This window comes from Microvirga tunisiensis, assembly GCF_009296175.1.
Classification (GTDB): domain Bacteria; phylum Pseudomonadota; class Alphaproteobacteria; order Rhizobiales; family Beijerinckiaceae; genus Microvirga; species Microvirga tunisiensis.
Window position 1 is genome coordinate 1 of sequence record NZ_VOSK01000272.1, and the last position, 8384, is coordinate 8384.

The window sequence follows — 8384 nt, forward strand, 5'->3', positions numbered from 1 at the left end:
GGAACGCGCCGGCTTGATCCGCCGTCAGCCCGGAGTGGCGCGAAGCATCGAGGTGTTGGTCGCCCCTGAAGGCCTGCCCCTCCTCCGCCATCCCCAACTCGTCAAATCCTCTGGGCCGAGGATCTAGTGGCAATGGGCCGCTGAAGGATGCTGTTGAGGCCCTCCTGACAGCGTTGGAGGAGGTCAGCCGGCAAATCGGCATCCTCACCCGTCGCCTCATGGGGCTGGCGCGCCAGGATCAGGCGGTCCGACGCCTGATGACGGCTCCCGGTGTCGGCTCTCTGGTCGCGTTGGCCTATATCAGTGTCATCAGCGTAGGGGCTTACCTTAGCCTGAATCCACGACGGTATCAGTCGGGCGAGATCGACCGAAGCGGTCGGATCTCCAAGTACGGACTTCCGGTGGTCCCGCCAGGAAGGGCAGCCCGCATGAGATAGACCCCCTAAGAGATCCACCCGATCGGGCGGGACGACGTCCCATGTCGGGACGAGGCAGCAGCCATCGCGCGGGCACTGTTGCGGCGATGTCTTCCGACCGCGCAGAGAACCATGACCCGATAGGTGATATCAGCCGAACGAACGCAAAGGGCCGCTCAACGGGCTTGACCAGGAGACTCGGAATAAGAGAACCGAGCCGGTAGCCCTGGCTGTCGCCACATGCCCCGCATCTTCGCGCCGACATCTATGCGAACTCCCTTTGTCGCAGTTGGTGAAGTTGCCGGATCCGACAAAGCCACGGGCCATGATACCCGCTCAAACAGCTTCAGGAGCGCACTGGTGATGAAGCAGGTACGGGCGGCATAGACATGGCGATCGCCCGTGGCGGATTGCTGGTGCGTGAAAAACCGCTGCGGCACGATGAGATGCAGATGGTCCTTAGCCCGGGTCACGGCGACGTACAACAGCCGGCGTTCCTCCTCGACCTTCGCCGTGGTGCCAGTGCCGAGATCCGATGGGAAGCAACCATCAACCACGTTCAGGACGAACACTGACTTCCACTCCTGGACCTTGGCTGAATGGATTGTCGACAGGATCAGGTAGTCCTCATCGAGCAGGGGTACACCAGCCTGATCGCTTGTGGCATCCGGTGGATCGAGCGTGAGTTCGGTGAGGAAGCGCTCGCGGGAGCGATAGCCGGCCGCGATCTGTTCCAACTGGACAAGGTCGGATTTACGGGTTTCGGCATCCTCATGGATGCGTTTGAGGTGCGCTCATACCATGTCCGGACCTGCTCAAGCTCGGCCGGCCATCCTCTGTACCGGCGCGAACCTGCGCGATCGCATTCACGAAGGAGTGCCAGCCATCTCCCGCTCGGGGCGGGGCAGGGGCTTCCATCAGAGCCTGGATCGGATCCACAGCATTATGCATGCGGTCCAGCACGCGATGAGCCGAAGTCGGGCCAACGCCCGGCAGGAGTTGCATCAGCCGGAAGCCGGCGACACGATCACGCGGGTTCTGGACAAACCGGAGCATCGTGAGGAGGAACTTGAGGCCGCCGAACTTCACGAATGGGATGTTGCGCCGGGTCAGCTTCACCTCCAGCGGCCCAGAATGGTGGCTGGCCAGGACACCGTGCTCCACTGTCTGATGCTGCCGCGAGTTCAATTGTTCCAGATAGGTAGGGTTCGCGGGCACGGTCGAATCATTCCTGTTGGCTCACTATAGATGCTTTCTCCCGGTTTGTTCGCAATGGCTGAGCTTACCTCTTCGCGCATATTCGCGACAATATGTTCGTTATTTGTTCTTTCCTTCGCCACATAAATCCTTAGGATCCGGCTCTTCCGTTAAGCACTGGATTTAGGATGAGTATGGATAAGACAAAGGCGATCGAGGCTGCCGTCAGTCAGATTGAACGGGCGTTCGGCAAAGGCGCGATCATGCGCTTGGGCGGCGATCAGGTTGTCAAAGTGGAGACGGTCTCCACCGGATCGCTGGGCCTCGACATCGCACTCGGCGTCGGTGGTCTGCCGCGCGGCCGAATCATCGAGGTCTATGGGCCGGAGTCTTCGGGTAAGACGACGCTCGCGCTCCAAACTATCGCCGAGGCTCAGAAAATGGGTGGCATCTGCGGCTTTATCGACGCCGAACATGCCCTTGATCCCGTCTATGCCCGCAAACTCGGTGTAAATCTGGATGATCTCCTGATCTCTCAGCCTGACAATGGCGAGCAGGCGCTTGAGATTGCCGATACGCTCGTTCGCTCAAGCTCCGTAGACATTCTCGTCATCGACTCGGTCGCGGCTCTGACGCCGAAGGCTGAGATTGAAGGCGAGATGGGTGAGAGCCGTCCTGGTCTTCAGGCCCGCCTCATGAGCCAGGCCCTGCGCAAGCTCACCGGTTCGATCAGCCGCACCAAGACGATGGTGATCTTCATCAACCAGATCCGCATGAAGATCGGCGTCATGTACGGCTCGCCGGAGACGACGACGGGCGGCAACGCACTCAAGTTCTACGCCTCCGTGCGCCTCGATATCCGCCGGACCTCGACCCTGAAAGACCGGGATGAGCCGATCGGCAACCAGGTGCGGGTGAAAGTGGTCAAGAACAAGGTTGCTCCACCTTTCAAGCAGGTTGAGTTTGACATCATGTTCGGCGAGGGTATCTCCAAGATGGGTGAGCTGATCGACCTTGGGGTGAAGGCCAACGTGGTCGAGAAGTCGGGCGCTTGGTTCTCCTATGACAGCCAGCGCCTCGGCCAAGGTCGTGAAAACGCCAAGACCTTCCTGAAGGACAATCCCGAGATCGCGGCCGAGATCGAAGGCAAGATCCGCCAGAATGCCGGTCTGCTGATCGCGGAGCTGCAAGGCAACGATGATGTGGGTGTATCGGAGGATGCAGCCTGAGCATAACACCTGAAGCAGAATCCCTCTCCCTGCGCGTCAGATGGCCCTGCGTTATACGGACAAGTAAAAAGGCCGCCTCTTTGTAGGCGGCCTTCTCGTAAGCTGAGGTGTCTAAATCGTTATCAAGCCGCCTCGGCGACAGGAGCGGGGTCGGCTTCGTCCATAGCGCGCATGTAGACATCGAGGAGACTGTCGTACTCGTCACGCTCGTCCTGATCCTGCTTGCGCAGCTTGATGATCTCCTTGAGGATCTTCACGTCGAAGCCTTCGCCCTTGGCCTCGGAGAAGACTTCCTTCTTGGCCTCATTCAGCTCCTTGATTTCGTTCTCGATCTGCTCGATACGCTCCACGAACGAGCGGATCCGGTTGCCGGGAACTCCAACGATGTCACTCATAGCATCTCCTTTGCCGTACGTAGGCTGGCACTATCCGGCACCGGAGTAAGCGCTCCGTTAATCCGGCGCACCCTGCACGCAGGAAGAGGTCACCAGGGAATGCCAGGGGCGGGGATATTTCAGAGGCTTTACAACAGTGTAAGCGCGTGCGGTGTTCTGCAGGGAGAATACTCGCGAATCGAGCGGCTAAAGTCCTCCGTTCAAACCTACGCTTAACAATTGTACGATGCAGCTCTTCCCACAACCCGGCGATCAATCGTCAAACTCATCGACTGCCGAAGGTTCAATATTGAAGCCATCAAAGCGGACTTGGAAGCCGGCTCGTTGCGGCGAGCAGCACATTGGGCCGATCAGAGCTTCGTCGGAAAGAGGGAAATAGGCAAGCCTAAAGGTCTCGAAGGCCGCGCCGTGCCCTGAAGTCCACTCTACGCGCGCAGCAGTACCCTGCCGGGTCAATCTGATAGTAAGCACCTCCGGAGCGTCAAACCCTGAGACGATAGACCAGTCGGACGCCTCTCTCGTGACGACACAGCTTAACAGGCGCTTGCCGCCCACGAATTCTAGTCCGGCTTTGATCCAGTTGCGTTCATCAATGCGCAACATGAGCCCAGCTTGGTCGTAGAGCGTCTGATAGGATCCTGCGACGGTCACTTCCGCAGTAAAATCACCTCCGGCACGTTCGAAGTAGAGATGCCCGCCATCGCGGATGAAGCCATAGTGAGTCTCGCGCCAGAAGTCCGTCTTCTCGCCCGTGGTGACGTGTAGCGTGTTGCCATCAGTCCGCCAGCAGGGCGGCTCATTGAGCCAGTGCATGATCAGTCTCTAATGCAAAGAAAAGCGTGGTGCGGGCAACGCCCGCACCGGTGAGAGGTGCCTAGCCGAGGCCATTCTCCTTGAGGATCTGCATAGCATTGCTCTTGTCGACCGTGGCTGTCGGTAGGGTTATGGTCTTCGGCACCTTCTCGCCTCTAAGAATCTTGAGCGCCTGACGAACGCCCTCCGCCCCGGGGGTTGCATAGAGGAATGTTGCCGTTAGCTGGCCTTTGTTCACCCATTGAACGCCCTCGTTTGGAATTGCGTCAATACCGAGGAACTTGATGTCCTTTTCCCGACCGGCATCCTTCGCAGCGAGGTAGGCACCGTACGCCATGGGATCATTGTGGCCATAAACTAAGTCAATCTCTTCGTGAGCCTTGAGCAGGTTAGCCATTAGATCGTAGGCCTTGTTCTGCTTCCAGTCGCAGTCGATCTTCTCGTTGACGAGATTGATGCCTTTTTCCTTGTCGGCAATCTCATGAAAGCCATTCGAGCGGTCATGTGAGGCTTGGGTGCCAAAGCCACCCCAGATTTCCACCATATTGCCCTTCGCTTGACCGGAACCTCCGAGCGCCTTTACCGCATATTCGCCAACCGCGCGCCCAATCACCACGTTATCACCACCAATGAACTGGGTGAACTTGTCAGTATTCACGTTCCGGTCGAGCACAATGACTGGAATGCCAGCTTCGATTGCCTTCAAGGTCACACCCGTAAGACCAGCTGACTCCTTGGGTGAGACCAGAAGTACATCCACACCCTGCCGGATGAAATTCTCGACGTCTGCGACCTGCTTCTCGGTCTTATCCTGACCATCCGAGATCAGAAGATCGACCTCAGGATGCATATCGGCCTCCCGCTTCATGTCCTTGTTGAACTGAACGCGCCACGGCTCGAGCGTTGTCGATTGCGAGAAGCCGAGGCGGAATCTCTTCTCCTGCGCGAATGCAGAGCGAAGCGGCGAAGCGGCCATGATAAGACCGCTGGCAGTGGTCTTGAGAAAAGTCCTGCGTTCCATGGTTTCCTCCCATCACTTAGTTCGAGCCTTGGTTTTGCATTTGTTTGCTGTAGATGCTGTCCTGATCCCCCTTTATATCATGGATGGTCCGCCAACCGCCTCTCGGTTGCTGATGCCGACGTTCCGGTTTGCTGCGGTGAGAAGTCATAGTGGGCTTCTGTGGCTATGGGGAGGTCTGATCGCCGGCTGAACAGATACTTGAGGCTGAAAAGATCGCCGAGAGATCGTTCCTGCACGAGTACTGCGGCAAGGATGATGCCGCCCTTCAAGACAAGTTGTGTGTTGCTGTCGATGTTGTTGAGCTGGAGAATGTTGCTCAGGAATCCAAAGATGAGCACGCCGACGAAGGTACCGGCGATCGAACCCTTACCACCCATCAGACTCGTACCACCGATCACTACGGCCGCGATAGCATCAAGCTCCATTCCAACGCCAGCATCAGGCTTTCCCTGCCTGTATTGGGCCGTGTACAGGACGCCGGCTAGACTCGCGAGGAAGCCAGAGATTGCGTAGGCCGCGATTTTCACCCGGTCGACTTCCACCCCCGAGGCGTGCCGCTTGCTCGTTGCCGCCGATGGCGTAGACATACCGACCGAAGGTGGTGGCTCGCAGTAGCGTCGCAGACAGGACGACAACGGCAAGAAAGAACAGGCCTGGGACTGGCACAATGCGGTAGAGCAGGGAGCGGAGAATGTCGAAGTCTTCCGTTGCATTGGTGCCTGTGTAAACCGGATGCACCGCTGCGTCCTGACCGGCCACGACCCGGGCAATCCCGAGCACGCCCACCATCATTGCAAGCGTCACGATGAATGGTTGCAGGCGGCCTTTGGTGATGATGAGCCCGTTAAGCCACCCAACGGCGAGGCCCACCACCGGTACCACAATGAGGACGCCGATGACACCGAACTTGCTCGGTACCTGCGCGGCTGCAAGCCACCAAGCTGCAAGCGCAGCCACCAACCCTGTGAGCCCCTTGGCGAGTGCACGGTGGGTGCTTGACAACTTTATGCCAGTTGCGCGATCGCGCAAGCTCATCAAATGGGAGGCCCCCCAGGCCGCGCAAAAGGCGCAAACTACGGCAAGGATCGGAAATGACAGGAGGGTGGCGCTCGTTCTCTCATCGTGTGTGAGCAGCATGGCGCAGATTACTGAGCCAAGCGCCATGATCGAGCCGACAGAGAGATCAATGCCACCAGTGAGGATCACGAGCGTCATGCCCACTGCAACGATCCCATTGTTCGACACCTGCCGCAGCACATCTGACAGGTTTCCGGTACTCAGAAAAATGTTGCCTCCCTTGGAAGACACGGGAGATGTGATGATGCCTATGGCGAGCAGGATCAGCAGGCTCCAGTACAGCTTCGTTCGGAGCAGGAAAGCGCTAACCGCTTCCGCGGGAACTCGGGATGCCACGGGCTCCTCCAATCGTCGTTCTTCTAGACGCCAGCTCTGCGACCGGCCGTAATTCTAGCTACGGATTCAGCTTCAGGAACGTTTCCTACGACTCTCTGGAACACCAACTGCACCGCGCCACCCGGCGACGAGTAGTCCATGATGAGGTCAGGTGAGAATTCGTTCTTCTTCAACAGAGCGGTGGGTCGCCCCTCCCGCAGCACCAGGATGTGGTCACTCAAAGCCATCAGCTCCGGCAGCTCCGAACTTGCCAAGACCACCGCGAGCCCGCGTTCCTTCAGATCCTGGATTAGGCGGTAGATCTCCGCCTTCGCGCCCACGTCGATGCCGCGTGTAGGCTCATCGAGCAGCAGAACGCGTGGACCGGTTTCGAGCCATTTGCCTAGGACCACTTTCTGCTGGTTGCCACCACTCAATGTTCCGGCGGCCTGCCGTGGGCCTTGGACCCGGATTCCGAGAGATCGAATCTGCCGCACTGCGAGGTCATTCTCAGCTTTTCGAGAGACGAACATCGCCGCGGCAAGCTGCTTCAACACTGGAAGGGTAAGGTTGAAATCAACCCCGGCGTCGAGCACAAGCCCGTCCCGCTTTCGATCCTCCGTCACGAGCGCAAGTCCAGCTTGCTTTGCCTCAGCCGGGGAGCCGATCGTGACCAAATGTCCGTTGATCCTGAACTGGCCACCGGAAGGCGTCGTCTGCGCGCCGAAGATTGTTTCAAGCACCTCGCTGCGTCCAGCACCCATCAGCCCGGCAAGTCCCAGCACCTCGCCTTCGGCGACATCGAAGGAAACCCCATCGATGAGACGCGGGCGGCTCACCGTGGGTTTCGGATGGGTAAGCCAGAGATTGCGCACCGATAGGACGGGAGGCTTCGGGCCTAGATCCGGCTCTTGCGTCACTTCCTTGGTGCGGAGACTCAGAAATTCCTGAACGTCACGACCCACCATGAGGCGGATCAGATCGCGACGTGAAACGCTGGTGGCGGGGAGGCGACCTGCGACCGCTCCGTCACGCAGGACGGTAATGGTCTGTACGAGGTCGAACACCTCTTCCATCCGATGTGAGATATAGACGATGCTGACCCCTTGCGATGAGAGACGGCGAATGATGGCATGCAAGCGCTTCGCCTCCGGTACCGACAGCGCGGAGGTCGGCTCATCCATGACGAGGATGCGTGCATTCTGCGCCAGTGCCTTCGCTATCTCGACGAGTTGCTGCTCGCCGATACGCAGATTGCTCACGAGGGCGTGGGGAGAGGCCTGAAAGTTGAGTGTGTTGAGGATGCCCGCTGCGGCGCATGCCTGGGCCTTCCTGTCAACGAGAAAGGATAGCCCGCGCACCTTCTCGTGCCCGAGGAAAATGTTCTCCGCAACTGTCATGGCAGGGACAAGATTGAGTTCTTGGTGGATCACGGCGATTCCAGCCTTGGAGGCATCCCGCGGGCTGGCAAACCGCACTGGTTCACCGAAGACCGCCATCTCGCCGCGGTAGTTATGATAAATCCCGCCGGCGATCTTCATGAGTGTGGATTTTCCAGCCCCATTCTCACCCATAAGGGCGTGGATTTCGCCGGCTCGAAGGTCAAAATCAACGCTCCGAAGCACGTCGATTTTACTAAATGTCTTGCTTACCCCTTGCATGACCAAGGCGCTGACAGAAGGATCGATCTGATCTTCTCTTTTCTCAGCATCAGACAAGATCGCCTCCTAAGAGGGAGCCGCATTGGACGAGAGTAGCATGGCCCTTGGCGGGCCCATTATCATCAGTAACATGCTAGATCCTCGACACAGTGATTTTGACCGGTTGGCCTGCCGTCTCTTGTGACGGCACTTCGAAGCGGTGCGGGATCTGCAAGTGGATTGATCCCCATTGGACGGGGCCTCGGTACCAGATGCGAAGT

At 58.4% G+C, this 8384-nt stretch carries 6 protein-coding genes and 2 pseudogenes; 2 read left to right on the forward strand and 6 right to left on the reverse strand.

All coding sequences use genetic code 11. The annotated features are described in order from the left end of the window. The first annotated feature begins 173 nt into the window (after positions 1-173). Positions 174-437: a transposase gene (locus tag FS320_RS51020; protein ID WP_420846782.1), complete on the forward strand. Its 264-nt coding sequence runs from the start codon at positions 174-176 to the stop codon at positions 435-437. A gap of 155 nt (positions 438-592) precedes the next feature. On the opposite strand, the pseudogene FS320_RS33230 reads toward FS320_RS51020, so the two are convergent. Beyond that, a pseudogene (locus FS320_RS33230) lies at positions 593-1562 on the reverse strand (3'-5' exonuclease); the annotation flags it as partial. A 239-nt stretch (positions 1563-1801) separates the two neighbouring features. Between FS320_RS33230 and recA the strand changes: the two are divergent. Next, positions 1802-2842: a recombinase RecA gene (gene recA / locus FS320_RS33235; RefSeq protein WP_244627551.1), complete on the forward strand. Its 1041-nt coding sequence runs from the start codon at positions 1802-1804 to the stop codon at positions 2840-2842. A 122-nt stretch (positions 2843-2964) separates the two neighbouring features. On the opposite strand, the gene FS320_RS33240 is transcribed toward recA, so the two are convergent. The 5 genes and pseudogenes from FS320_RS33240 to FS320_RS33260 form a co-directional block, all read right to left on the reverse strand. After that, positions 2965-3237: a DUF2312 domain-containing protein gene (locus FS320_RS33240; RefSeq protein WP_152716683.1), complete on the reverse strand. Its 273-nt coding sequence runs from the start codon at positions 3235-3237 to the stop codon at positions 2965-2967. A 252-nt stretch (positions 3238-3489) separates the two neighbouring features. Beyond that, positions 3490-4050: a DUF1349 domain-containing protein gene (locus FS320_RS33245; RefSeq protein WP_152716684.1), complete on the reverse strand. Its 561-nt coding sequence runs from the start codon at positions 4048-4050 to the stop codon at positions 3490-3492. 61 nt (positions 4051-4111) lie between these two features. Further along, complete coding sequence (locus FS320_RS33250) at positions 4112-5071, reverse strand: substrate-binding domain-containing protein (protein WP_152716685.1); 960 nt, start codon at positions 5069-5071, stop codon at positions 4112-4114. 77 nt (positions 5072-5148) lie between these two features. Next, positions 5149-6445, reverse strand: a pseudogene (locus FS320_RS33255) (ABC transporter permease). 62 nt (positions 6446-6507) lie between these two features. After that, positions 6508-8124 carry a sugar ABC transporter ATP-binding protein gene (locus FS320_RS33260; protein ID WP_152716686.1) on the reverse strand — a complete coding sequence of 539 codons (1617 nt, stop codon included), beginning with the start codon at positions 8122-8124 and terminating at the stop codon, positions 6508-6510. Positions 8125-8384: the final 260 nt, after the last annotated feature.

Bases quoted from the DNA above. Each gene is read 5' to 3' on its own strand.
- FS320_RS33240 (WP_152716683.1), bottom strand. From the start codon at position 3,237: ATGAGTGACATCGTTGGAGTTCCCGGCAACCGGATCCGCTCGTTCGTG.
- FS320_RS33250 (WP_152716685.1), bottom strand. From the start codon at position 5,071: ATGGAACGCAGGACTTTTCTCAAGACCACTGCCAGCGGTCTTATCATG.
- FS320_RS33245 (WP_152716684.1), bottom strand. From the start codon at position 4,050: ATGCACTGGCTCAATGAGCCGCCCTGCTGGCGGACTGATGGCAACACG.
- recA (WP_244627551.1), top strand. From the start codon at position 1,802: ATGAGTATGGATAAGACAAAGGCGATCGAGGCTGCCGTCAGTCAGATT.
- FS320_RS33260 (WP_152716686.1), bottom strand. From the start codon at position 8,124: ATGCAAGGGGTAAGCAAGACATTTAGTAAAATCGACGTGCTTCGGAGC.